We start from the raw sequence: 21,909 nt of genomic DNA, 5'->3' as shown, positions 1-21,909 counted from the left end.
GCGGGTTCGATCATGATATCGAAAATATGTCATGTGATCCTCCTGCGGTTCGTGTGGAATGCGTGAGACAAGCTAGTCGGCCTGCTTCACTCAGTCAATTGCCTTGAACAGCAGTTGACGCTGATGAACCGGCGGACGCGTGGGGCGGCCCTGGATCAGGCCGGCGCGAACATGTCCTTGTAGGCCTCGCGCAGGACGTTCTTCTGCACCTTGCCCATGGTGTTGCGCGGCAACTCGTCCAGCAGGATGAGTTTTCGCGGATGCTTGAACCGGGCGAGCGATGCCTTGACCGCATCATGCATCGCATCGAGGTCCGGGGACGTGTTTTTCTCCGGCACGATCACACCCAGCACCGTTTCACCGAAATCGGGATGCGGCACGCCGATCACCGCACTTTCCAGAACGCCGGGTTGATCGTCGAGGACAAGCTCGATCTCTTTCGGATAGATGTTATAGCCGCCGGAAATGATCAGGTCCTTGTTCCGTCCGACGATGTGAACATATCCGTCCTCGTCTATGCGGCCGAGGTCGCCGGTGATGAAAAACCCGTCGCTGCGCAGTTCTGCCGCGGTTTTCTCCGGCATCTGCCAATACCCCTTGAAGACATTGGGGCCGCGCACTTCGATCTGGCCGACGTCGCCCTGTGGCAGGCTTGCCCCGCTTTCCGGATCGGTGATCTTCAACTCGACGCCAGGAAGCGGGAAGCCGACGGTTCCCGCACGCCGCTCGCCGTCATAGGGGTTGGACGTGTTCATGTTCGTTTCGGTCATGCCGTACCGTTCTAGGATACGGTGACCCGTCCGTTCCTCGAACTGAACATGCGTCTCGGCGAGAAGCGGCGCGGAACCGGAAACGAACAGACGCATGTGGGCCGTCAGATCCTTTGTGAACCGGGGATCGTCAAGGAGGCGTGTGTAGAATGTCGGCACGCCCATCATCGAGGTTGCCTCGGGCAGGTGGGCAATGATCTCGTCCAGGTCGAATTTCGGCATGAAGATCATGCTGCCGCCGGCCGCAAGGATCACATTCGTTGCAACGAAAAGGCCATGCGTGTGGAAGATCGGCAGCGCATGCAGAAGGACATCCGCGTTCGTGAACCGCCACTCCCTGACGAGTGTCTGGGCGTTGGACAGGAGATTGTTCTGCGTGAGCATGGCGCCTTTGGACCGGCCCGTCGTTCCGGATGTGTAGAGAAACGCGGCAAGGTCATCGCCGCTGCGCTCCACGGTGGCAAAGTGCGGTTCCATGCCGCTCGCCCCCGTGCTTAGGGAGCCCGAGCCATCCGCATTCAGCGTTTCGAGCCTTGCCCCCAGGCTGTCCGCAACCGGCTTGAGATCAGCTTCGCTTCTGCTGTCGCAGACGACCAGGGATGCACCGCTGTTGTCGATGAAATAGGTCAGCTCCTCGACCGTATAGGCCGTGTTGAGTGGCAGGAACACCAGACCGGCCTGCGCACAGGCGGCATAAAGGGCGAGCGCTTCCGGCGACTTTTGTACCTGAACGGCAACGCGGTCGCCGGCGGTCAAGCCGAGCCCTGTCAGAAAATTGGCGGTCCTGGCGGCCTTTTCCAGAAACGCCTGATGGGTAACGGTGTGCCCGTCCAGCAACCGCAGAAACGGCGTCGTCTTGCCGGAATGAATGCCAAAGAGGCTGTCAAAGAGTGGGTTTGGCATTGGCGTCGCCTTTTCTGTTCTTGTTGAGCGCAGCGGATCGTGCGAGCGACCTGACTGCGTCCGTGGCCATGACTTCCTGCGTCGTTGCGAATTTCTCGTGGTTTTGCGCCACTTTGGAGAGATCGTAAAGATAATTCACCATCGTGCCGCCCGATTGGGCCTGGCCCTTCTCGGACGTGTCGGCCCCGGCGTGGACGGCATGAACGATCGCGCCGTTGCCGAGGTGAAACCGGGCGACAGGATCGAAGGGCCGCTCTCCCCGCGACTTGGCATTCAGGAGATAGTGCGCCGCCTTGGCCTTCATCTGGTCCGGTTGATCATCTGTCCACTCCTCGCCTTCTCGTTCCAGCCAGCGTGTCAGGCCGGGAATGGGAGACAGCGTCACGAATGTCTTCAGCCCGCCGAGTTCGGCCGCAAGGTCGGAAGCGACCTGCTTGATCAGCGAGTTCCCGAAGGAAATGTTGGCCAGGCCGGCCTGGCAATTGGAGATCGAATAGAACACCGCCGTGTCGGCATCTTCGGCCGCGTGTGCTTCCCGGTCCTCAGCCAGAAGGGATTGTATCGAATTGGCAATGCCCTTGGTCAGGGCGACCTCCACGAAAATCAGCGGTTCGTCCGGCATGGAGGGATGAAAGAAGGCGAAGCAGCGCCGGTCCGCCGGTTCCAGGCGGCGGCGCAGGTCATCCCAGCTGTCAATCGCGTGGACGGCTTCATAGGCGATGATCTTTTCCAGTATGTGCGCCGGGCTTTCCCAGTTGATCGGCCTGAGCACCAGGAAGCCGCGATTGAACCAGGATGCGAACAGATGCCTGAGATCGAGATCGAGCGCATCCAGATCCGGATCCTGTTCGCCGAGCCTGAGCAGGTCCGCACGCATGTCGACAAGCGTGCCCGTTGCGCCCGGCACCTTGTTGAGGCGCCGGAAAAGCTCCTGCCGGCGTGGCTCTGCGGCCGTCATGAAATCCCGGTAGGTTGCTTTGGACGGTGACCGTTCATAGGCATTGAGTGCGGCCCGCACCTTTTCCGGGTCGATGTTGAGCCTGCCGGCGATCGTCTGGAAGAAGACGAGTTTTTCTTCGTCATTCAGGTTCTCGAACCCGGACAGGATATCCTGTGCAAGTGCAAGACCCGACGTCTCGCCCGCCGAGCCGACCAATTCGTCGGCAAGGTCTTCCAGTGGCCGCTCGTTGCTGAAATAGCGCCCGGGGAGCCGGTAACGGCGCTCGAAGACCGTTGACAGCAGATCCGCAAGGAGCGTCATACCGCTCTCCCCATGACCACGTCGGGAAGCCAGGTCGCCAGTTCCGGAAACAGGCACAGAAGGATGATCGCCAATACCATGCATCCGACAAATGGCAGGGAACCGGTCAGGATCGTTTTCAGTGAAATGTCCGGCGCGATGCCGTTGATCACGTAGAGGTTCAGGCCCACGGGTGGGGAGATCAGCCCGATTTCCATGTTGATCGTCAGGACCACCGCGAACCAGATCGGGTCGAAACCTGCTGTCGTGATGATCGGCAGCAGGATCGGCGCCGCCATCAGAATGACGGCGACCGGCGGCAGGAAGAAACCGGCGATCAGCAGGAAGATGTTGACCGCCCCCATCAGGACCCAGCGGTTGACGTCCAGCGTGCCGATCCACTCGGCGATCGACTGGGTGATGAAAAGCGAGCTGAGCATGTAGGAGAACACGCCGGCGGCGGCGATGATGAACAGGATCATCACCGATTCCTTGGTGCTGTCGCGCAGCACCACCCAAAGCGCCTGGGGCTGCCAGAGCTTGTAGATGATCATTGCGATCATCAGGCACAGCAGCGCACCCACCGCAGCGGTCTCCGACGGCGTCGCGACCCCGCCATACATGGCATAGAGCACGCCCAGGATAATGGCGATGAAGGGCAGCACGCGCGGCAGGATCTCAAACCGCTGCCCCCAGGTGTAACTGCCTGAACTCAGGCGTTTGCCTTCGCCCGACCGCCAGGTCGAATAGAGCGACCAGGCCATGAACAGGCCGACCAGCAGCAGTCCGGGGATGACGCCGGCCAGGAACAGGCGGCCGATCGAGGTCTCGGTGGCGATGCCGTAGACGATCATCGTGACCGAGGGCGGGATCAGGATGCCCAGGGTGCCGCCTGCGGCGATGGAGCCGGCGGCGACACCGTCCGGATACCCGCGCTTGCGCATTTCCGGAATGCCCATCTTGCCGATGGCGGCGCATGTCGCCGGCGACGACCCGGACATGGCCGCGAACAGCGCGCATGCCCCCAGATTGGAGACCACCAGGCCGCCCGGGACGCGCGTCAGCCATCGTTCCAGCGCTTCGTAGAGATCGGCGCCGGCGCGCGTCGATGCGATCGATGCGCCCATGATGATGAACATCGGGATCGACAGGAGCGCGAAATTGTCGAGCTTGCCGAACAGGATTTCCGGCATGAGTTCCAGCGAACGGGGACCGTCGAAGATGATCAGGAAACCGGCGGAAACGATCAGGAGACCGATGGCAACCGAAACGCCGGAGAAAAGAACAAGGATTGTGGCGATGGCAACGATCGCGCCCAGAAGAAGGGGATCCATCTCGCTTACTCCAGGCCAAACGGTTTGTCGGTTCCGGTCAGCACGGCCACCAGGTCAGCGATCAGCTGAAGCAGGAGCAGGCCGAAGCCGATCGGAATGGCGAGATAGGGGATCCAGAGCCTGACGCCCCAGACCGTGTCGGAACGCCAGCCGCGATCCCAGGCGAAATGCCAGTATTCGAAGCCGTACCACAGCATGATCGACACGATGACGATTGACAGGACGGACGTGAGCATGGCGAGCCCGAACCGCGCGCGGGGCCCGAGCGAAAGCGGAATCAGATCCACGTTCACATGACCGCGCAGGCGCTGGACATAGGGCAATCCGACAAGTGTCGCCGCGATCACGAGATAGATGACCGCCTCTGTCTGCCAGACCGTCGACCCGTTGAGGACGAACCGCACGAAGATCATCTGGCAGGTGATTGCCACCGCGGCGACGATCATGGCCGAGGAGCACCAGCCTGCCAGGGTTGAGATGGCTGCGACGCCGCGCAGGAACGGGTTGTTTCCCGTGCGCGCGGCAACAGCGGAGTTATGGCCGGCCATTACCGACTCCCTCAAGATCCGGGATTGAAAGAAAAAGAGTGGCGGCCATCGGCCGCCACCTGACGTGTCACTCTACGGCGAGAGCCTTGTCGAGCAGGTCCTGCCCGTCCGGAACCTCTTCGACGAATTTCTGGTACGAGGTCTCCATTGCCAGTTTGCGCCAGGCTTCGAAGTCCTCCGGGCTCATCTGTGCGATCTCGACACCGGCTTCCTCAAACACCTGAACGGAGGCCGCATCCTGTTTCTTTGCCTCAGCAAGGTAGAACGCCTCGGCCTTTTCGGCTCCGGCCAGAAGGGCCTGCTGCTGCGCTTCGGTGAGACCCTCGAAGGTCGACTTGTTCATCAGAAGCGGCTGGTACATGAACCAGAGGGCGACATCGCCCGCGGGCGTGTAGCACTTGACCTGTTCGTAGATGCGGTAGGAGACGAACGAGGAGGACGACGTGTTGGCCGCCTGCAGAACGCCCGTCTGCATCGCGTTGTAGATCTCCGAAGACGCCATGGAGGCGATCGAAGCGCCTGCGCCTGCGAGCATCTGTTCGAAGGACTTGCCCGCTGCGCGCGTTTGCAATCCCTTCACATCGTCCGGGCTGGTGATGCATTTGTCCGTTCCGGCAAATCCGCCGGCCAGGTAGCCATGCACCAGGACCATCACGTCATCGTCCGCCATTTTCGCTTCCAGGGCGTCCATGAAGGGCGAATCGCTGAGCCGGGCCGCGTGGTCGTGGTTCTTCACCAGACCCGGCATGAGCGTCAGGTTGTAGGCAGGCTGCTGGCCGCCCGCATAGCTCAGCGGGAACACGGTCATGTCGAGCTGACCGCGGCTGAGCGGCTTGTATTGCTCGCGCGGTTTGAACAGGGACTTCGAGCCGAAGATCTTGATCTCCAGATCGACATCCGCGGCCGCGACTTCATCAGCCACGATCTGCGCGACCTGATGGCGGACATCCTTGTTGGACCATTGGTGAGACAACCGGAGCTCCGTCGCCTGAACAAGCGTCGCAGTGCTCATGACGGCAAGGGCTGCCACCGCGCCTTTCAAAATTGATTTCATGTTTTCCTCCCGAAGTGCCCGAACGGGAATTTCTCCCGGACGGCGCGCGCAGTGTAAGATCGTTCTGTATTTTTAGTCAACAATCTTGTATACAAAAATTACGGGTTTGCGTTTCAGCGCCCGCCGAACTAGAAGAAATGTCATGGAACAACGGCGTGCCGACAACATTGCTGAAGCGCTCGAAGAGCACATTTTCAGCGGCATTTTCCAGAACGGGGACCGTCTCGACGAGGTACGGCTCGCCGAGCAGTTCGGTGTGTCCAGGACGCCTTTGCGCGAGGCGCTCCAAAGGCTGGCGCTGTCGGGCCTGGTTGAACTCGTGCCGCGGCGCGGCGCGTTCGTGCGCCAGCCCGGGCCGATAGAACTGATGGAAATGTTCGAGGTCATGGCGGAGCTTGAAGCCGTGTGTGGCCGCCTGGCCGCGCTCAGGATTTCCGATGAGGCGATTGAAGAACTTCGGGACGCGAACGCCAGGTGCCAGATGGCCGTCGAGGCCCGGGACACGGACGGGTACTACGCCGAAAACGAACGCTTCCACAAGACGATCTACCGGCAATCGGGCAACGGTTTCCTGGAGCAGGAAGCGACGAAACTGCACAAACGCCTGAAACCGTTCCGGCGGCAGCAGCTGAAGTTCCGGGGACGCATGGCCCAGTCCATGGCCGAACACGAGGCGATCGTCGAGGCCCTGGCCCGTGGCAACCCGGACGAGGCGGCCGGCGCCTTGCGAAATCATGTCGCCGTGCAGGGCGAGAAGTTCCACAATCTGATGTCGAGCCTGAAGCAAAAGGCCGGATAGAACTGTGCGCGCCCGTGCCCAGGTGTTGCCCGGCAAAAAGGCCTACGTGGTTTTTCAGATTGACCTTCCAGTGACTGGAGGCCCTAACTGACGCGTGTAATCAGTCTTGATGAAGAGCGCGCCGATCATGCAGGAAACCGTTGCCACTTTGGAAAGCCCCACAGATGCCGGCCAGGCCGTCGACCCGGTCTGCGGCATGTCGGTGACGCTGGGCAAGGGCAAGCCGTCGCTGAAATACAAGGGCGAGACCTATCACTTCTGCAATCCGAAGTGCCACGACAAGTTCGACGCCGACCCCTACTTCTACCTGTCCGGCAACAATGACAAAAAGAAGAAGCTGGATGCGGAAAAATCCGCCTCCGGCGCGCTTTTCACCTGCCCAATGGATCCGGAAATCGTTCAGGAAGGTCCGGGCACATGTCCCATCTGCGGCATGGCCCTGGAGCCGATGAGCGGTGTGTCGGACGAACCCAACCACGAGCTGATCGATTTCACCCGCCGTCTCCGAGTCAGTGTTGCTGCCGCCATACCGCTCCTCGTCCTGACCATGGGACCGATGGTCGGGGTGCCGGTCCGCGACTGGATCGGCGAAGGTGTCGCCATCTATCTGGAGGCCATTCTGGCGACGCCGGTCGTTCTGTGGGCCGCCCTGCCGTTTTTCCAGCGGGGCTGGACGTCGCTTGTCACCCGGCATTTCAACATGTGGACCCTGATCATGATCGGGGTTGGCACGGCCTATCTTTATTCGATGATCGCCGCTTTTCTGCCGTTCCTGTTCCCGGATGCACTGAAGGCGGAAAGCGGACACATGCCTGTCTACTTCGAGGCGGCCGTCGTGATCATCGCGCTGGTTTTTGTCGGTCAAGTCCTGGAACTGAACGCGAGAGAACGCACAGGAGACGCGATCCGCGCCCTGCTCGATCTAGCGCCAAAGACGGCACGGCGCGTGGCGGATGACGGCGAAGAATATGACGCGCCGCTGGAAAACATCCTGGCCGGCGACCGGCTGCGTGTCCGTCCCGGCGAAGCGGTGCCGGTTGACGGCGTCGTGCTGGAGGGAAGCTCGTCCGTCGACGAAAGCCTCGTCACGGGTGAACCGGTGCCTGTGCAAAAACAGCCCGGAGACAAGGTCACGGGCGGCACGCTCAACAAGACCGGTTCCATGATCATGCAGGCGCAGCTCGTCGGCGCGGACACGATGCTCGCCAAGATCGTCGACATGGTCGCCTCTGCGCAACGCTCCCGCGCGCCGATCCAGGGCCTCGCGGATCGTGTCGCAAGTTATTTCGTTCCCACCGTTGTCGCGGTCGCGGTGCTCGCCTTTTTCGCCTGGCTGGTTTTCGGGCCCAGCCCGTCACTCGTGCACGGCATCGTTGCCGCCGTTTCGGTCCTGATCATCGCCTGTCCCTGTGCGCTCGGGCTCGCAACCCCCATGTCGATCATGACGGCGACGGGCCGGGGTGCCCAGGCCGGTGTGCTCGTGAAGACCGCCGAAAGCCTGGAACACCTGGCAGAGGTCGATGTCATTGTCGTCGACAAGACCGGTACCTTGACGGAGGGCCGGCCTGTTGTGACCGACATCCTGCCGAATGACGGTGTGAGCGAAGACCATCTTCTCGGCCTTGCTGCCGCGCTTGAAAAGGGGTCGGAGCACCCGCTTGCGGAGGCGATCCTGGAGGTGACGCGCCAGCGGGACCTGGAAATCCCGGCGATGACCGGTTTCGAGGCCGTGACGGGCAAGGGTGTGACGGCAATGATCGGAAACAGCCGCGTCATCTTCGGCAATGCGGCATTCGCAAGCGAAACGGGGGCCGATCTCGCTACGCTGCAGGACCGCGCCGAAGAGCTTGCCGAACTCGGCAAGACAGTCATGTTTCTTGTACAGGATCTTGCCGGCCAGCCGTTCCTACAGGGCGCAATTGCAGTCGCCGATCCGGTGAAGCACAACGCCAAGGCGGCGATTGACGCGCTTCATGCCGACGGCGTCAAGATCGTCATGGCGACGGGTGACGCGCCGCGAACGGCCGGGGCGGTTGCCGCCGCGCTTGGCATCGACGAGGTCCACGCCGGTGTCCTGCCGCAAGACAAGCAGAAACTCGTCGAAGACCTCAAGGCAGGCGGCCACCGGGTCGCCATGGCGGGCGACGGCGTCAACGACGCACCGGCTCTGGCTGCCGCCGATGTTGGCCTCGCCATGGGAACCGGAGCGGATGTTGCGGTCGAAAGCGCTGGCCTGACCCTGCTCAAGGGAGATCTGGAAGGCATCCTCCGGGCACGGACGCTCGCCAGCGCAACGGTAAAGAACATCCGTCAGAACCTCTTCTTTGCCTTTGCCTATAACTCGGTCGGGGTACCGATCGCGGCTGGCGTGCTCTACCCGGTGCTGGGGGTCTTGTTGTCGCCGATGCTGGCGGCAGCGGCGATGAGCCTGTCTTCGGTTTCCGTGATCACGAATGCATTGCGTTTGCGCACACTGAAGCTTTGAGGTCCTGAAATGAATATCGGAACCGCATCTGAACAAAGCCGGCTTCCCGTCAAGACGATCCGCTACTACGAGGACATCGGTCTCGTCAGGCCGCTTCGCAGTGAAAACGGTTATCGCGACTTCTCGGACACGGACCTGCAGACGCTGAAATTCCTTCAGCGGGCGCGCAGTCTCGGATTTTCCATCGAGGAATGCCGCGAGCTGCTGTCGCTCTACGAAGACGGCAACAGGGCCAGCGCCGATGTGAAGGCCATCACGCAGTCCAAGATCACCGAGATCGACCGGAAGATCGATGAGCTGAGATCCCTGAAGAAAGTCCTGACGACGCTGTCCGATGCCTGTCACGGCGACAACCGGCCCACCTGTCCGATCATTGACGATCTTGCCGGCATTAGCGATCCGAACAAGGACAGCACGGAGCAACAGGGATGAGCCGGGCGCGGATCCTGACAACGGCCGCTGTGTCGCTCGCCCTGGTCCTGGGCGGTGCAGCTTTCTGGCTGTCACGGCATCAGCAGGCATCGCAACCCTCCGGGGCCAGCGGTGCGATGGTTCAGGTTCGCGTGCCGGACCTGTCTGCGGTTGCGCTGGAAGGACAGGCACTCTTCCAGGGCAACTGCGCCATGTGCCACGGAGATCTTGCCGACGGGCGCCAGGGATTGGGGCCGCCTCTGGTTCACAAGATCTATGAGCCGGGTCATCACTCCGACGGTTCGTTTTACCTGGCGGCTGCACAGGGTGTGCGCGCGCACCATTGGCGCTTCGGCAACATGCCGCCCGTGGATACGGTGAGCCAGGACGATGTGGGAAAGATTGTTGCATATGTGAGGTCGCTGCAGCGAGCCAATGGTATTTACTAGGAGGGAGATCATCCAGATGAAAGTCGGAACACGTTCGGCAGTGCTTGCTGTCGGCCTGCTTGGTCTGGCCGCCGGTGCTGCGTGGGCGCATGGCGGTGCGACGGGGATCGTCAAGGAACGCATGGACGCGATGGAGGACATCAGTCAGAACGTCAAGACTGTCGGACAGATGCTGAAGGGCACCACCACGTATGATCCGGCTGAAGTCGCGCGGGCAGGTTCGGCCATTGCCGCACACGCGGGCGACGCGATGACAGAGCTGTTTCCCGAAGGCAGCCTCCAGCACCCTTCGGAAGCCAGCCCGGAGATCTGGGCGGACTGGCCGAAATTTTCCACCTATGCCGAGAGCCTGCAATCCTCCGCACTGGCGCTCAAGGACCTGGCGGCCCAGGGAGCTGAACAGAAGGCCGTCGCCGCCGCTTTCGGCAAGGTCGCGGCGACCTGCAAGACCTGTCATGAGGCCTTTCGGATCAAAAAGTAGCGGTTTCCGGTTCTGACGCAGCGTCTTCAAAGCCGGCGTCCGGCAATGCGCTTGCCACGACCGGCCGCATGTTTTACCTCACGGTCAAACATTTCCGGTATTGAGACATATCCGGCAAGGCAACAGGAGACCGCGCGACATGACCATCAGATACCACAAGGAAGATCTTCCTGATCTGACGGCCTACGAGACGGCGGAGGCCGTCGCGGTCGATTCGGAGACCCTCGGGCTCAACCCGCACCGCGATCGGCTGTGTGTTGTGCAACTCTCTTCGGGGGACGGCACTGCGGATGTCGTCCAGATCGCGCGCGGTCAGGGCGAGGCGCCCAACCTTGCCCGTTTGCTCACCGACGCGGACAAACCGAAGATTTTTCACTTTGCCCGGTTTGATGTCGCCGTGCTGCGGCACTATCTAGGCATCGAGGTCGAGCCGGTCTGGTGCACCAAGATCGCTTCGAAACTTGTGCGGACCTATACGGACCGGCATGGCCTGAAGGACATAACCCGTGAATTGCTCGGGATTGATCTTTCAAAGCAGCAGCAGAGTTCCGACTGGGCAGCGGAAACCCTGTCGGATGCGCAGCTGGCCTATGCGGCTTCGGATGTGCTGCACTTGCACGCGTTGAAGAGAAAACTGGAGTTCATGCTGCAGCGGGAAGAGCGCAGCCATATCGCGGAGGCCTGTTTCAAGTTTCTGCCGACGCGCGCCGAACTTGATCTCAAGGGTTGGGAAGAAACGGATATTTTCGCGCATTCCTGAGCATGACGGCGCGTGTGATCGGCGCCATTGCCGCAGTTGGAGAGTTTGTTGAGTATCACCAGCGGACATTTGGGAAATGCAAATCCCGGGCATCAGCTCAGCCGTGTGCAGCGGGCAGCGCGCCGTCACAGCCTGCTGGTGCGTCTGTTGCGCTGGGCCTTCCCGGCGATCGGTCTGCTGATCCTGGCCGGCATGACCGGGCTTGTCGTGCTGTTCAATGTCCTGAGCGGTTTCGGTGCGGCCAACGTGATGCTGACGAGCGAGGGACTGGTGATGGATCATCCCGAATTGTCCGGCCATGATGGCGATCGTTCTTACAAGGTCACCGCGCGCCGCGCGATCCAGAGGTTGAGCGATCCGCGGATCATCGATCTGGAGACGATCCGCGCGGATATCGTCCTCGGCAAGGACGAAAGTGCCGAAATCATTGCCCTGAAGGGCACCTATGACAATGCCGCTGAAACCTTGCGCCTCTATGACGGTATCCAGATCGAATGGAGCGAAGGGTACACGGTCGACCTGTCGGTTGTGGACGTCAATTTGAAGAACGGCGCCATGAAAACATCCGAACCGGTTTCAATTCGCTCCGATCAAGGGCATGTTCAGTCCGGTAATCTCTCCTATGATAAGGCAAATGGCCTCGTCCGGTTTTCGGATGGCATCAAGATGACGATCAATCCGGCTTCGGAAGGACAATAGCAGATGACAGTTTTGAAACGCCTTGCTCTTGGGGTTGCCGCCGTTTTGCTTTCATCGGCCGCGCAGGCGCAGACCTTCTCCGATTCCTTCGCCGGGTTCGGATCGAACGACGGAGAGCCGATCGAGATCGAGGCAAGCGAGCTTCTCGTAGAGGACAACAGCAACACGGCGACCTTTGTCGGGGACGTCGTCGTCATACAGGGCGAAACAAGCCTCGAAACGGAACGGCTCAAGGTGTTTTACGCCGGCTCGGGTGCGTCCGCCGGGGAAGGGGCCGTACAGCAACGCATTTCGCGCCTGGAAGCTGAAGGCGGTGTTTTCGTCACATCCAAGGATCAGACAGCCAAGGGTGACGCGGCAAGCTTCGACATGAACAAGGAAATCATGGTGATGACCGGCCGCGAAGTCGTTCTCAGCCAGGGGCCCAATGTGGTGGTCGGCAACAAGTTGACGGTCAACCTCAAGACCGGGCAGGCGAACCTGACCGCGGCCAAGGGGAAGGTCTCCGGTTCCGGTGGTGGCGGCGGGCGCGTCAAGGTGCGGATCATGCCCAACAGTGTAGAAGAAAACTGATACTTTGTGTGCCGGACCGGTGTGCATGTCCCGGTGTGCGAAACGGTCTGGATGCAGCGATTGATTGGATATTCTTAAGTGAAGATTTCATCTTCGGATTACGACGGGTTGCACGGAACCATGCCTGATCACGAGGGGCCCGGAGACGACCTGTCGCAGGCACTTGTGGTCGACGGTATCGGCAAGACCTATGGCCGCCGCCAGGTGGTGAAATATGTGAGCCTGACCGTCAAGCCGGGCGAATCCGTCGGTCTGCTCGGACCGAACGGAGCCGGCAAGACAACGACTTTCTACATGATCACCGGCCTCATTCGTCCGGACCAGGGGCAGATCCTTCTTGAAGGCTTCAACATCACCAAGATGCCCATGTATCGCCGCGCTCGATTGGGGATCGGCTACCTGCCTCAGGAAGCTTCCATTTTCAGGGGACTGACCGTCGAGGAGAACATTCGCGCCGTGCTCGAGGTGATCGAGCCGAACCGGCAGAAACGGCGCGAGGAACTCGACTCGCTGCTGGCGGAATTCGGTCTCACGCATTTGCGCAAGTCGCCGAGCATCGCCCTGTCGGGCGGGGAACGCAGGCGCGTGGAAATTGCGCGCGCACTCGCCAGCCGCCCTTCCTTCATGCTGCTTGACGAACCGTTCGCCGGTATCGATCCGATTGCAGTCGGCGACATCCAGCAACTTGTGCGTCACCTGACCCAGCGCGGCATCGGTGTTCTCATCACGGACCACAATGTCCGCGAGACCCTGGGCCTGATCGACAGGGCCTACATCATTGCTTCGGGCGAGGTTCTCACCGAAGGTCTGCCTCAGGAAATCGTCACGAATCCCGATGTACGCAGACTTTATCTGGGGGAACAATTTACGCTTTGATGACGAGTGTCGAGCTAGGGTATAGTGCAGGTCTGTAACTAAGAAGCAAAAAGCAGACCACTAGAAGCGACACGCGCCTGGGAACTCGATGGCCATTTCAACAAAGTTGGAGATGCGGCAAAGCCAATCGCTGGTGATGACGCCGCAACTGATGCAGGCGATCAAGCTTCTGCAGATGTCCAACCTTGATCTCGTTTCCTACGTTGAGGCTGAACTCGAGCGCAATCCGCTGCTGGAAAAGGGGGACGGCGACGCTGGTGACGGCGGCGCACCCGATGCGCCGGATGCCACCGGCCAGACACCTGAAACCGTCAACGGCGCTGCAGAAGGTGCAGAAGAGCCGAATGCCGGCGACTGGATGCAGAACGACCTGGAGACAGGCTCGGAAGCCATTGCGTCGCGGATGGACACGGATCTTGGCAATGTCTTTCCCGATGAACCCGGTGTCCCGGCCTCTCCTGACCCCGCCCAGCTGAAATCCGGCGACAGCTACAAGAACGCATCCAGCAGCGCGGCCTCCGAGGATTACAATCTCGAAGCTTTCGTCGCCGAAGAGGCGTCTCTTGGAACATCGCTTGAAGAGCAGATGAACCTGGCGCTCAGCGACGAGGCCGACAAGCTGATTGCGGGCCATCTGATCAACTCGCTGGACGAGAACGGTTATCTTTACCTGGACCTGAATGACACCGCCGAACAGCTGGGTGTCGATCCTGGCCGTGTCGAGACGGTTCTCGGTGTCTTGCAGACCTTCGAGCCCGCCGGCGTGTTCGCACGCAATCTGGCCGAATGTCTGAAGCTGCAGCTGATCGACAAGAACCGCTTCGACCCGGCGATGGAAGCTCTGATCGACAACATCGAACTGCTTGCAAAGCGGGATCTGCAAACCTTGCGGAAGATCTGTGGCGTCGACGACGAGGACCTCATCGAAATGATCGCCGAAATCCGCGCTCTGGATCCCAAGCCGGGCAGCGCCTTCGGCTCGGCGCTGGTTCAGCCGGTGGTGCCGGACGTCTTCGTGCGGCCGGCAAATGACGGGACATGGGCAGTGGAGTTGAACTCGGACACCCTGCCCAAGGTTCTGGTGAACCAGACCTATTATGCAACGGTGATCAAGACGGCGCGCAACGAGACCGAGAAGGAATACCTGACCGACTCGCTTCAGACCGCGAACTGGCTTGCCAAGAGCCTGGATCAGCGCGCCAAGACCATTCTCAAGGTCTCGACGGAGATCGTGCGCCAGCAGGACGGGTTCCTGACCTACGGCATCGAGCACCTGCGCCCCTTGAACCTGAAGACGGTCGCGGAAGCCATAAGCATGCACGAATCGACCGTGAGCCGGGTCACCTCCAACAAGTTCATGGCGACACCGCGCGGCATCTTCGAATTGAAATATTTCTTTTCGTCGGCCATCTCCGGCACGGGTGACGGCGACAGCCATTCGGCGGAATCCGTGCGTCATCGCATCAAGACGATGATCGATGCTGAAGACCCGAAAGCGATCCTCTCCGATGACACGATTGTCAAAACTCTCAAGGAGGACGGCGTCGACATTGCCCGGCGCACCGTGGCCAAGTATCGCGAGGCCATGAAAATCGGGTCTTCGGTGCAGCGCCGGCGCGAGAAAAACACCAAACTGTAGCTTCCCGGCGTGTTTTTGCCCGCATGCGGTTTCTTCTCGGAACGCCCCGAAATTCCACACAAGTTCGATTTTGTTTTGTGATGTCCACGTAAATAAAATGTTGGATATACGCTATTCTAACGCAGTCGACGCGCACCTATTTATTTACAATTGACACTTTGCGTTAGCGCAATTATAGCACCGCCCTCATGACGTAATGAGGGGATGGCGCTCGGGCGCTGACTGGTCCATTGTGGACGTGAGGCGTTTCGCGTCTCGGCATCGGCTGCGGCCGATGAACTAACGGCCAACAGAAAAAGAAGAGGTCCCCATGGCTTTGCGGATTTCGGGTAAAAATGTGGATGTGGGCGATGCACTGCGCGAGCACATCACAGACCGGATTGAAGATGCCCTGTCGAAGTATTTCACGGGTGGATTCACTGGCCACGTTACGCTCAGCAGGGAGGGCACAGGCTTCAAGTCCGAGTGCAGTCTGCATCTGGACACGGGAATCGTGCTACAGGTGTCTGCACAGGATCAGGATCCGCGCAACAGTTTCGACAATGCCGCGGACAAGATCGAAAAGAGGCTGCGCCGCTACAAGCGGAAGCTCAAAGACCACCACAGCCACAATGGCAACGGTCGGGAAGCGTTTGAAGCTGCGTCTTATGTGCTCGCCTCCACGGAGGACGACGAGGAACTGCCGGCGGATTTCAATCCGCTCGTCATTGCCGAGACTTCGGCGAAGGTGAAGACCATGACGGTTGGCATGGCAGTGATGGAACTGGATCTGACCGAAGCGCCGGTCGTCATGTTCAAAAATGCGGCAAACGGTGGCGTAAACGTTGTTTACCGCAGGCCGGATGGCAATATAGGGTGGATAGACCCTGCACTGGTGGCCGGCGAGGCTGCCGAATAGATGATGCGGACGAAGCTGGCCTCCAAGTGCAGGCCGGCTTCCAGGATTTGTAGGCGAACTTATGGATCTTAGTGATCTTCTGGGTAAAGACGCGGTAATTGCCGGCCTGAAGGCCAAAAGCAAGAAACAGGCAATTCAGGAACTGTCTTCCCGTGCAGCTGAACTGACCGGGCTTTCGGAGCGCGAGATTTTCGACACGCTGCTGCAACGCGAACGTCTGGGCTCGACCGGTGTCGGCCACGGCATAGCCATTCCTCATGGAAAGCTGACGCGCCTGGACCGTTTGGTCGGACTGTTTGCGAAACTGGAAAAACCGGTTGATTTTGACTCGCTTGATGATGAGCCCGTCGATCTGGTTTTCCTGCTGCTCGCGCCCGAAGGCGCAGGGGCGGACCACCTGAAAGCCCTGGCAAGAATTGCCCGGCAGCTTCGGGACGGATCCGTCACGCAAGGGGTGCGCACGTCCGTGGACGCTGCGGAGATCTACGATTTCCTCATTCAGCCGATCGCCTCGTCCAACGCGGCCTAATCGATTAGAGCGATTTTGCTCCATGAAAAAAGTCCGGCGAACGCCGGACTTTTTTTTTGTTTCAGACCTCTGCGGGTTCCGGGTCGCCCTGCACGATGCCCGGCTGCGCCGCCGTCTTGGAGGCTCCCTTGGACAGGGCCGCCAGGTGCAAAGCGGCGAGTTCCGCTGGTGGCGCGGTCTCTTCGGGAATGCGCCACAGCGTTGACCGGATCCCGAGTTTGCCGAGCGACTTCGTCGAGGTCGCAACCGCGATCGCGATTGCGAGCAAGGGTCCGATCGCGATGGGCAGGATCGGCCAGACAAGCTCGATAGGCTGGAACGAGAACCAGGTGAACGCCACGATGCCGAACAGCGTCTGAGGCCAGAGCTTGGACATTGCCAGGGACAGGGGAAGGCGTGTGACGCCGCGCGCCTGTGCGCCCCATCCGATCGTCTTGCCGATGGCGAGACCGCCCATGAACATCGTGTGCGCAACCGCCATGATCGGCGCAAGCATCGCCGAGTAGACGACTTCAGACCCGAAACTGACCAGAATGCGGATTGGCCCGCCGAACGCCTTTCTGAGATCGCGGCGCGCAAGCACGTCGATCACGGTCGCAATCTTGGGCGCGAAGACCATGCTGAGCACCGTGAAGAACATCACGACACCCGTATCCGCCCGATAGGGGGCATAGTCCGTTGTCATTCCCAGCACCGCAGCACCGACCATGAAGCCGATCCACGCGGGAGAACCGAGGAACATCAGGATCGCGAGGACCAGTTGCGCCCGGCTGACGGGTTTCAGGCCCTTCATGCCGATGAGGCGGCGATACTGGAGATTGCCCTGGCACCAGCGCAGGTCTCGCCGGATGAATTCCAGCAGATGCGGAGGATTGTCCTCGTAGCTGCCGGTTTCCAGCGGAAGCACGCGGCACTCGTAGCCCGCACGGCGCATCAGAACCGCTTCCACCTGGTCATGGGACAGGATCGTTCCGGCGAGCGGACCCTTGCCGGGCAGGACCGGCAGGCGGCAATGCTCCTTGAATGGCTTCAGCCTCAGAAGTGCGTTGTGACCCCAGTACGGGCCGCAATCGCCCTGCCACCATGCGCTGCCGATCGTGTAGGAGCGCATGCCGAGCCGCATGCCGAACTGGAAGACGCGCGCAAAGGCGCTGTCGGTCGGAAGACCGACCACGAGGCTCTGCAGGATACCGACATTCGGGTTCGCTTCCATGCGGCGAACAAGCGTCGCAATGGCGTCCGCGGACATGTAACTGTCGGCGTCAAGCACAAGCGCAAAGTCGTGTTCATCGCCCCAGCGCTCGCAAAAGTCCTCGATATTGCCCGCCTTGTATCCGGTATTCATGGACCGGCGGCGGTAGACGACGTCCATTTGCCCGTCAAATCTCTGAGACAGCCGGGCCGCCATTTCCTGTTCCTGGAGAGCGATCGTGTCCTGCGATGTGTCGCTCAGAACGTACAGCTTGAAATGCGGCGCGTGGCCTGAACGGATCAGGTTGGACACCATCGCGCTGAGATTTTTCTCAAGACCGTCGACATCCTCGTCTCGTACGCAGGACAACAGTGCCGTCGAACTCGTCAGGGGTGCAGTCGCGTTGCCGGGATCGATCGGACAGACCGCTTTCACCGGATCGCGCGAAAGCCGCATGACCAGCAGGCCGATGACCGCGTTCCAGAAACCGATGATCGTCCAGGGAAGCGTCACCATGAAGCAGAGCAAGATGAACAGGTCGAGCGGTGTCAGCCCGCCGGGCGACAGGGTGACCGCCATCAGCGCCGTCAGCCCGAAAAAGCTGATTGCAAGCAGTGTGGCGAAGACAAGCCGCCTGACCGTCATTTTGCGCGCTGAAATGTCTGAATGGGAGGGGTCAGAGACTCGAAACATTTTTGTGACTTCCAATCCGGGCAATCGTGGCGATAGTGCGCATGTCAAAATGTCCTGATATTGACACTGGCCAAGTGAACAAGCGGAACGTTACGGGAATGACGGACAAAGGGGTGGTGACGCGCGACACAGCCGAGGCTCGGGCGCTGTGGTACACCGAAAAAATGCAATGCGAAATCAAGCCGGCTGCGGCAAAGCGACCGCAAGGCGGAGAGGTGCGCGTGGACACGCTCTTTTCCGGCGTCAGCCGCGGCACGGAGGGGCTTGTCTTTCGTGGAGAGGTACCGCAGAGCGAATGGCAGCGCATGCGCGCACCCTTCCAGACGGGAGACTTTCCGTTTCCCGTAAAATACGGATACGCCGCGGTCGGAACGGTGCGTGAGGGCGATCCGGATCTTGCCGGCCAAACCGTATTTTCGCTCTACCCGCATCAAAGTGCCTTCACTCTCCCAACCGATGCCTGTGTGCCGATTCCAGATGGCGTTTCGCCGGAACGTGCTGTTCTTGCAGCCAATATGGAAACAGCGATTAACGCTATATGGGACGGAAAACCATCACCTGGGGATCACATCTGCGTGGTCGGTGGCGGCGTCGTCGGTCTCCTGACAGCTTACGTTGCCGGACAGCTGCCCGGATCAACGGTCACCGTCATCGATACAAACCCTGAGCGTGCAAAAACTGCGCATGCTCTCGGACTTTCTTTTGCACTGCCGCAAAACGCGCCGCGGAACCAGGACATCGTGTTCCATGCAAGTGCCACGGCAGCCGGACTTTCAACGGCGCTGGAATGCGCCGGAGACGGCACGTCCATCATTGAAATGAGCTGGTATGGTACTGAAAATGTTGCCGTTCCGCTGGGTGCCGACTTTCATTGCCGCCGCCTGAAACTTGTGTCCAGCCAGGTGGGCAGCATAGCGGTGGAACGCCAGGCACGCTGGACCTACCGGCGCCGCCTGGAGACAGCGCTGACGTTGCTGAAGGACCCGGTTCTGGATTGTCTCATCAGCCACAGGCTCGCCTTCGCGGACTTGCCCGACCGGCTTCCCGATTTGTTGAACAAAGCGTCAGATGTGCTGCTGACCCTTGTCGTCTATGACGAAAAACCTTGCTAGAAAGGGGCTCGGTTTTTCTCAGATACCCGTTTCACCCGCAGTTTCAGGAACCAGGAAATGTTTGCAGTAGAAGTTCGCGACCACGTCATGATTGCCCATTCCTTCAAGGGGGAGCTTTTCGGACCGGCGCAGGCCCTGCACGGTGCAACCTTTGTCATCGACGCGGCCTTTCTGTCCGGGGAACTCGACGATAACGGTGTGGTCATCGATATCGGCCGGGCTCACGAAGCCCTGAAGGAGGTTCTCGAGCCGCTCAACTACAAGAATCTTGACGATGTTCCGGAATTCGCAGGCGTCAACACGACGACGGAATTCCTGACCAAGCACATTCATGATCACCTTTCCAGGGCAGCGCGCGAAGGCCGTCTTGGCCGTCCGGGAAACGAACTTGACGCCGTACGGGTCACGATTTCGGAATCCCACGTCGCGCGCGCCTGGTACGAGGCCAAGATCTGACATCGCATGAACAGGCTTTATTTCGCTTACCCCGGAGAGCTGGACACGCCGACAGGCGGATACGGTTACGACAGGAAGATCATTGCCGGACTGCAGGACCTTGGCTGGCAGGTGGAGCTGGTGCCGCTCGGCGCTGGATTTCCCTTCCCCGATGCCGGGACGCTTGAAGAGGCACGGGCCACGCTCGACAGGCTCCCGGACGGCGCCCTGGTGGTTGTCGACGGCCTCGCCTTCGGTGCCATGCCGGAGGCTGCCATGCTTGTTTCCGGCCGCCTCAACCTGGTCGCCCTTGTGCATCATCCCCTGTGCCGCGAGACCGGCTTGTCCGGGGCTCAGGCGTCGGATCTACTTGACAGCGAGCGCAACGCGCTGGGCCACGCCAGACACGTGATCGTCACAAGTCATGCCACGGCCACGCAGGTCGCGGAGCTCTTTGGTGTCGCGGCTGACGGCATCACCGTCGTTCTGCCGGGAACCGAAAAGCAGGACTTCGCGGCGCGCCGAACCACCGGCAGGCTTCGGCTGCTTTCGGTGGGAACTGTGGTCAGGCGCAAAGGCTACGATCTGCTGTTTGCCGCGCTCGATGGTCTTCGGGAATTCGACTGGTACCTGGACATCGTCGGCGGACTTGACGCCGATCCGGCATGCCGCGCCGCGCTGCAGGAGCAGTTGTCCGCGCTCGCGCTCACCGATCGCGTTACGTTCAAGGGCGCGGTCGCACCCCACGAGCTTTCCGGTTTTTACCGAAAGGCGGACGTCTTCGTGCTGGCAAGCCGCTACGAAGGCTATGGAATGGCCTACACGGAAGCGCTGGCCCACGGGCTCCCCGTGATCGGCAGCGGTGGTGGTGCCGTTGCCGACACGCTTCCGGACGGCGCCGCGATCTATTGTGGAACGGAGGACATCGGGAAACTCCGCGCTGCACTGAAGTCGCTGATGAGCGACGAACGCGCGCGCCTCGATATGGCTGCAGCGGCAAGGCGCGCGGCAGAAGCGCTTCCGGACTGGAGGGATGCGGCGGCACGGTTTGCCGCTGCCCTGGACGGTGCGGGCCGATGAGCGGGTTTTCTTCCCAATGGCTGGCGCTGAGAGAACCGCTGGATGTTGCCGCAAGAGACCGGTCCGTCGAGGCTGCGTTCCTGGAACATGTGCCCGCCGCCGCGCCCCGGATCCTTGATCTTGCGAGCGGGGCAGGGTCAACGGTTGCGGCGTTGAAGGACCACTTGCCCGAAGATACCGGCTGGCTCCTGACGGACCATGATCCGGCTCTGCTTGAGGTTGCGGCGTCGCGTTGGCGCGGAAAGAGCACGGGAGACTTGTCCGTGCTCGAGATCGATCTTGCCGGCGATGTCGAGGCGCTGCCTCTTTCCGAGGTCGACGCGCTCAGCACGTCGGCCTTCCTCGATCTGGTTTCCGAGCCGTTTCTTCAGCGCCTCGTGAACTGCGTGGTCGGGGCCGGCAAGCCGTTCCTTGCCAGTTTGACCTATGACGGCCGGATCGGGTTCGAACCCGCGGCACCTCTTGACGAGACAATGCGCAATGCGCTGAACAACGACCAGCTATCGGACAAGGGCTTCGGCAATGCCCTTGGACCGGGCGCTGCACCGCGCGCGGTCGAGCTGTTCAAGGCGGCCGGCTACAGCGTGGTGCAGGGGCGGTCCGACTGGCAAGTCGGTCCTTCCGACACGGGCTTCCTGGAAGAGTTTCTGTCTGGCTGGAGCCGGTTAGGTGCGAAATACGGAACGACGCGCGAAGACGCCGAGGCCTGGTGCACAGGGCACCTGGAGCATGCGAAGTCCGGCCGTTTCCGGTGTACGGTCGGACACATTGATTTCGCCGCGTTTCCGGGCTGACTGTCCTGAATGGTCGACACTGTCGCGATAGGTCAAATCAGATACTTAAAATTAAGGAAAGAGTAAGTATAAGCGCATCGTTTTGTCCAAAATGAGCGTAAATTACGCAAAAATCCCGATAATTATTGGGCTTCCGAAATTCTCTAAAGCACGTG

At 60.5% G+C, this 21,909-nt stretch carries 22 protein-coding genes; 16 read left to right on the top strand and 6 right to left on the bottom strand.

What is annotated here, in order from left to right; translation table 11 throughout:
• Positions 1–155 precede the first annotated feature (155 nt).
• The 5 genes from ACO08A_RS06510 to dctP form a co-directional block, all read right to left on the bottom strand.
• Complete coding sequence (locus ACO08A_RS06510) at positions 156–1,673, bottom strand: malonate--CoA ligase (protein ID WP_422040360.1); 1,518 nt, start codon at positions 1,671–1,673, stop codon at positions 156–158.
• The gene (locus tag ACO08A_RS06505) at positions 1,654–2,934 is read right to left on the bottom strand and encodes a malonyl-CoA decarboxylase domain-containing protein (RefSeq protein WP_422040359.1); all 1,281 of its coding nucleotides are present in this window, start codon (positions 2,932–2,934) and stop codon (positions 1,654–1,656) included. The genes ACO08A_RS06510 and ACO08A_RS06505 overlap by 20 nt, the downstream gene beginning before the upstream one ends.
• Positions 2,931–4,247 carry a TRAP transporter large permease gene (locus ACO08A_RS06500; protein WP_422040358.1) on the bottom strand — a complete coding sequence of 439 codons (1,317 nt, stop codon included), beginning with the start codon at positions 4,245–4,247 and terminating at the stop codon, positions 2,931–2,933. The genes ACO08A_RS06505 and ACO08A_RS06500 overlap by 4 nt, the downstream gene beginning before the upstream one ends.
• Before the next feature lie 5 nt (positions 4,248–4,252).
• The gene (locus ACO08A_RS06495) at positions 4,253–4,795 is read right to left on the bottom strand and encodes a TRAP transporter small permease (RefSeq protein WP_422040357.1); all 543 of its coding nucleotides are present in this window, start codon (positions 4,793–4,795) and stop codon (positions 4,253–4,255) included.
• Between the two features lie 67 nt (positions 4,796–4,862).
• A complete protein-coding gene (dctP, locus tag ACO08A_RS06490; RefSeq protein WP_421981263.1) occupies positions 4,863–5,849 on the bottom strand; it encodes a TRAP transporter substrate-binding protein DctP in 987 nt (328 codons plus the stop codon).
• 142 nt (positions 5,850–5,991) lie between these two features.
• Between dctP and ACO08A_RS06485 the strand changes: the two genes are divergently transcribed.
• From ACO08A_RS06485 to ptsN, 12 genes are all read left to right on the top strand, one after another.
• A complete protein-coding gene (locus ACO08A_RS06485) occupies positions 5,992–6,648 on the top strand; it encodes a GntR family transcriptional regulator (protein WP_422040356.1) in 657 nt (218 codons plus the stop codon).
• 127 nt (positions 6,649–6,775) lie between these two features.
• Positions 6,776–9,133, top strand: a complete 2,358-nt coding sequence (locus ACO08A_RS06480; RefSeq protein WP_422040355.1) for a heavy metal translocating P-type ATPase — start codon at positions 6,776–6,778, stop codon at positions 9,131–9,133.
• A 9-nt stretch (positions 9,134–9,142) separates the two neighbouring features.
• Positions 9,143–9,565, top strand: coding sequence for a Cu(I)-responsive transcriptional regulator (gene cueR / locus ACO08A_RS06475; protein WP_422040354.1), 423 nt, complete (start codon positions 9,143–9,145; stop codon positions 9,563–9,565).
• Complete coding sequence (locus tag ACO08A_RS06470; protein WP_422040353.1) at positions 9,562–9,993, top strand: c-type cytochrome; 432 nt, start codon at positions 9,562–9,564, stop codon at positions 9,991–9,993. Before cueR ends, ACO08A_RS06470 begins: the two co-directional genes overlap by 4 nt.
• Positions 9,994–10,009: 16 nt before the next feature.
• Positions 10,010–10,474 (top strand): c-type cytochrome, encoded by a 465-nt coding sequence (locus ACO08A_RS06465; protein ID WP_422040352.1) that lies wholly within the window; start codon positions 10,010–10,012, stop codon positions 10,472–10,474.
• Between the two features lie 139 nt (positions 10,475–10,613).
• Positions 10,614–11,234, top strand: coding sequence for a ribonuclease D (locus tag ACO08A_RS06460; RefSeq protein WP_422040351.1), 621 nt, complete (start codon positions 10,614–10,616; stop codon positions 11,232–11,234).
• Positions 11,235–11,282: 48 nt separating this feature from the next.
• A complete protein-coding gene (gene lptC, locus ACO08A_RS06455; RefSeq protein WP_422040350.1) occupies positions 11,283–11,933 on the top strand; it encodes an LPS export ABC transporter periplasmic protein LptC in 651 nt (216 codons plus the stop codon).
• Positions 11,934–11,936: 3 nt separating this feature from the next.
• The gene (locus tag ACO08A_RS06450) at positions 11,937–12,506 is read left to right on the top strand and encodes an LptA/OstA family protein (protein ID WP_422040349.1); all 570 of its coding nucleotides are present in this window, start codon (positions 11,937–11,939) and stop codon (positions 12,504–12,506) included.
• 120 nt (positions 12,507–12,626) lie between these two features.
• The gene (lptB, locus tag ACO08A_RS06445) at positions 12,627–13,382 is read left to right on the top strand and encodes an LPS export ABC transporter ATP-binding protein (RefSeq protein ID WP_422041720.1); all 756 of its coding nucleotides are present in this window, start codon (positions 12,627–12,629) and stop codon (positions 13,380–13,382) included.
• A gap of 88 nt (positions 13,383–13,470) precedes the next feature.
• Positions 13,471–15,021: an RNA polymerase factor sigma-54 gene (gene rpoN / locus ACO08A_RS06440; protein WP_422040348.1), complete on the top strand. Its 1,551-nt coding sequence runs from the start codon at positions 13,471–13,473 to the stop codon at positions 15,019–15,021.
• 310 nt (positions 15,022–15,331) lie between these two features.
• Positions 15,332–15,919 carry a ribosome hibernation-promoting factor, HPF/YfiA family gene (gene hpf, locus ACO08A_RS06435; RefSeq protein ID WP_306144390.1) on the top strand — a complete coding sequence of 196 codons (588 nt, stop codon included), beginning with the start codon at positions 15,332–15,334 and terminating at the stop codon, positions 15,917–15,919.
• Positions 15,920–15,980: 61 nt separating this feature from the next.
• Positions 15,981–16,448, top strand: a complete 468-nt coding sequence (ptsN, locus tag ACO08A_RS06430) for a PTS IIA-like nitrogen regulatory protein PtsN (RefSeq protein WP_422040347.1) — start codon at positions 15,981–15,983, stop codon at positions 16,446–16,448.
• Positions 16,449–16,509: 61 nt separating this feature from the next.
• Here ptsN and mdoH read toward each other — a convergent pair whose 3' ends face one another.
• Positions 16,510–18,333, bottom strand: coding sequence for a glucans biosynthesis glucosyltransferase MdoH (mdoH, locus tag ACO08A_RS06425; protein WP_422040346.1), 1,824 nt, complete (start codon positions 18,331–18,333; stop codon positions 16,510–16,512).
• A 98-nt stretch (positions 18,334–18,431) separates the two neighbouring features.
• On the opposite strand from mdoH, the gene ACO08A_RS06420 reads away from it, so the two are divergent.
• From ACO08A_RS06420 to ACO08A_RS06405, 4 genes are read left to right on the top strand one after another with little or no spacing between them, the layout of a single operon-like run.
• Positions 18,432–19,445, top strand: a complete 1,014-nt coding sequence (locus ACO08A_RS06420) for a zinc-dependent alcohol dehydrogenase (protein ID WP_422040345.1) — start codon at positions 18,432–18,434, stop codon at positions 19,443–19,445.
• A gap of 57 nt (positions 19,446–19,502) precedes the next feature.
• Positions 19,503–19,901 (top strand): 6-pyruvoyl trahydropterin synthase family protein, encoded by a 399-nt coding sequence (locus ACO08A_RS06415; RefSeq protein ID WP_421981277.1) that lies wholly within the window; start codon positions 19,503–19,505, stop codon positions 19,899–19,901.
• 6 nt (positions 19,902–19,907) lie between these two features.
• Positions 19,908–20,960: a glycosyltransferase family 4 protein gene (locus ACO08A_RS06410; RefSeq protein WP_422040344.1), complete on the top strand. Its 1,053-nt coding sequence runs from the start codon at positions 19,908–19,910 to the stop codon at positions 20,958–20,960.
• Positions 20,957–21,754, top strand: a complete 798-nt coding sequence (locus ACO08A_RS06405) for a hypothetical protein (RefSeq protein WP_422040343.1) — start codon at positions 20,957–20,959, stop codon at positions 21,752–21,754. Before ACO08A_RS06410 ends, ACO08A_RS06405 begins: the two co-directional genes overlap by 4 nt.
• Positions 21,755–21,909: the final 155 nt, after the last annotated feature.

The sequence above is a fragment of the Roseibium sp. genome (assembly GCF_965232425.1).
In the GTDB taxonomy this organism is placed as follows: Bacteria; Pseudomonadota; Alphaproteobacteria; order Rhizobiales; family Stappiaceae; genus Roseibium.
Note: the sequence above shows the minus strand (reverse complement) of the source record. Positions and strands in the feature narration are given on the sequence as shown.

Bases quoted from the DNA above. Each gene is read 5' to 3' on its own strand.
- rpoN (WP_422040348.1), top strand. From the start codon at position 13,471: ATGGCCATTTCAACAAAGTTGGAGATGCGGCAAAGCCAATCGCTGGTG.
- ACO08A_RS06500 (WP_422040358.1), bottom strand. From the start codon at position 4,247: ATGGATCCCCTTCTTCTGGGCGCGATCGTTGCCATCGCCACAATCCTT.
- ACO08A_RS06470 (WP_422040353.1), top strand. From the start codon at position 9,562: ATGAGCCGGGCGCGGATCCTGACAACGGCCGCTGTGTCGCTCGCCCTG.
- ACO08A_RS06450 (WP_422040349.1), top strand. From the start codon at position 11,937: ATGACAGTTTTGAAACGCCTTGCTCTTGGGGTTGCCGCCGTTTTGCTT.
- ACO08A_RS06420 (WP_422040345.1), top strand. From the start codon at position 18,432: ATGACGGACAAAGGGGTGGTGACGCGCGACACAGCCGAGGCTCGGGCG.
- cueR (WP_422040354.1), top strand. From the start codon at position 9,143: ATGAATATCGGAACCGCATCTGAACAAAGCCGGCTTCCCGTCAAGACG.
- hpf (WP_306144390.1), top strand. From the start codon at position 15,332: ATGGCTTTGCGGATTTCGGGTAAAAATGTGGATGTGGGCGATGCACTG.
- mdoH (WP_422040346.1), bottom strand. From the start codon at position 18,333: ATGTTTCGAGTCTCTGACCCCTCCCATTCAGACATTTCAGCGCGCAAA.
- ptsN (WP_422040347.1), top strand. From the start codon at position 15,981: ATGGATCTTAGTGATCTTCTGGGTAAAGACGCGGTAATTGCCGGCCTG.
- ACO08A_RS06510 (WP_422040360.1), bottom strand. From the start codon at position 1,673: ATGCCAAACCCACTCTTTGACAGCCTCTTTGGCATTCATTCCGGCAAG.
- ACO08A_RS06405 (WP_422040343.1), top strand. From the start codon at position 20,957: ATGAGCGGGTTTTCTTCCCAATGGCTGGCGCTGAGAGAACCGCTGGAT.
- lptB (WP_422041720.1), top strand. From the start codon at position 12,627: ATGCCTGATCACGAGGGGCCCGGAGACGACCTGTCGCAGGCACTTGTG.
- ACO08A_RS06415 (WP_421981277.1), top strand. From the start codon at position 19,503: ATGTTTGCAGTAGAAGTTCGCGACCACGTCATGATTGCCCATTCCTTC.
- ACO08A_RS06465 (WP_422040352.1), top strand. From the start codon at position 10,010: ATGAAAGTCGGAACACGTTCGGCAGTGCTTGCTGTCGGCCTGCTTGGT.
- ACO08A_RS06505 (WP_422040359.1), bottom strand. From the start codon at position 2,934: ATGACGCTCCTTGCGGATCTGCTGTCAACGGTCTTCGAGCGCCGTTAC.
- ACO08A_RS06460 (WP_422040351.1), top strand. From the start codon at position 10,614: ATGACCATCAGATACCACAAGGAAGATCTTCCTGATCTGACGGCCTAC.
- ACO08A_RS06485 (WP_422040356.1), top strand. From the start codon at position 5,992: ATGGAACAACGGCGTGCCGACAACATTGCTGAAGCGCTCGAAGAGCAC.
- dctP (WP_421981263.1), bottom strand. From the start codon at position 5,849: ATGAAATCAATTTTGAAAGGCGCGGTGGCAGCCCTTGCCGTCATGAGC.
- ACO08A_RS06495 (WP_422040357.1), bottom strand. From the start codon at position 4,795: ATGGCCGGCCATAACTCCGCTGTTGCCGCGCGCACGGGAAACAACCCG.
- ACO08A_RS06480 (WP_422040355.1), top strand. From the start codon at position 6,776: ATGCAGGAAACCGTTGCCACTTTGGAAAGCCCCACAGATGCCGGCCAG.
- ACO08A_RS06410 (WP_422040344.1), top strand. From the start codon at position 19,908: ATGAACAGGCTTTATTTCGCTTACCCCGGAGAGCTGGACACGCCGACA.